Annotated in this window: 1 protein-coding gene and 1 pseudogene; one reads left to right on the plus strand and one right to left on the minus strand. The window is 56.1% G+C overall.

Annotation, left to right across the window (positions count from 1 at the left end; all coding sequences use genetic code 11):
• On the plus strand, nt 1-1,028 hold a 1,028-nt coding region (locus B2W96_RS08890), incomplete at its 5' end, for a bile acid:sodium symporter family protein (RefSeq protein WP_293009936.1).
• A 221-nt stretch (nt 1,029-1,249) separates the two neighbouring features.
• Here the strand turns inward: B2W96_RS08890 and B2W96_RS08895 are convergent.
• Nucleotides 1,250-1,810: pseudogene (locus tag B2W96_RS08895) on the minus strand (hypothetical protein); the annotation flags it as partial.

Below are 1,810 nucleotides of genomic sequence, written 5' to 3' on the forward strand. Positions count from 1 at the left end.
TGGCGCTGCTGGCCGTCGCCGTGGCGGCGTTTGCGCTGGTCGTCCCCTCCGTGTGGGTGAAGCTGGCGGGCAGCGTCAGCGTTAATCTGGCGTGGGTGCCGTTTATGGGCACTTACTTTCCAAAGCTCAGTCTTGTGAATCTGCTGCTGGGCGTCATCATGTTTGGCATGGGAATGACCCTGCGTGCAGAGGATTTCGCTCTGATTCTGCGCCGTCCCCGGGACGTGCTGATTGGAATTTGCAGCCAGTATGTGTGCATGGCGGGTTTCGGCTGGCTGGTGGCGAAGCTGCTGACTTTGACCGGCGTGGGCGGACCGGAGGTCTGTGCCCAATTGGCGGTTGGTCTGGTGCTGCTGGGCTGTGTGCCGGGCGGAACCGCTTCCAACGTCATGACCTTCCTGGCCCGGGGCGACGTGCCCCTGTCCATCACCATTACCATGTGCACCACCCTGCTAGCTCCCGCGCTGACGCCCGCGCTGACGCTGGCTCTGGCCGGACAGTGGGTCGAGGTCAATTTCTGGAGCATGTTTTTCTCCATTGTTGTAATCGTCCTTTTGCCCATCTTTCTGGGGCTGGCTGTACACGCCGCCATCGGTAAGCTGGTGGAACAGATGAAGAAGCTGCTGGTGCTGGTTTCCACCGTCTGCATTCTGCTGGTGATCGGCATGTGCGTCGGCCCGAACCAAAGCAGCTTCACCCAGAACGGCCTGGCAGTGGTGGGCGTGAGCGTCGTAGCCGTGCTGCTTCACCACGTTCTCGGACTGCTCGCAGGCTATGGCATTGCAAAGGTCTTCCACTTCAATGAGGCCAAGGTTCGCGCGCTTTCTCTGGAGGTGGGTCTGCAAAACAGCGGCCTTGCCTGCACGCTGGCAAACTCCTCCTTCCCCGGAACCATGGCGATCCTTCCCTGTGTGCTTGCCACCGTGATTCATCAGGTGGTGGGGCCCATTGTGGCCAATATGTTTGCCGCCAGAGACGCGAAGAAAGCACCGGAGCCGCGGGGCGCTGCCGCTCCCTCGGAGACGTAATCGCATCTCGCCTCCGCCACACCATCACACCGGATATGCATCCCGCACATTTTTATAAGGTGCAATTTGAGAGTTCTCAAATCCATACAGGCTCTTGTAACAGCCGACGAACCTCGGGAAAACGCTTCCCGAGGTTCGTCTTTTTTGTGCGCTGATGCCCTAAGATTGAGCTTGCAGGAAAAATTTTTTTATGGGTCCGTCAGCTTTTGCATTTGGCAGAGTTACAACAAGAAAAACGTTGCAATCGCAACGGACACTAATCCGCACATCACCGGAACAAAGTTTTTACGCACCAGCTCCGCCGGACTCACATCACAAATTGCCGCAACCGGAACAACCGCCCATGGGATCAGGGTTCCGCCGCCAACCCAAATGGTGATAATCTGTCCCATGGACGCCAGCACTTCTTTATTCAGCGGCAAGGCATCTGCAAAGGTTTTGGCAGTTGCGCCTACAATGGGCAGCCCTGAAAAGCCGGACCCATCCAATCCTGTAATAACCGCCACCGCAGCTTGCGTGACAATTGCGGAAAAACGATTTACAGGAACATTTTCTGCAATATATCTGCCAATGTCGCTTAAAATTCCTGTCATCTGACTGCCAAACACCGCCTGACTGCCGCCTTCTCCGCCTAAGAAAAAGAAGCCGCCAATGACAATGACCGGGGCAAAGATTTTTATGCTGAAGCCAAACCCCTCTTTTAGATAATCTCCCACATCGTCAAGCGCGTGGGAAACACCTTTATCAAGGCACGCGCACAGCACCAGCAAAAGTAATGCGGA

Source organism: Oscillibacter sp. UBA6647 (genome assembly GCA_002455655.1).
Taxonomy (GTDB): Bacteria; Bacillota; Clostridia; order Oscillospirales; family Oscillospiraceae; genus Oscillibacter.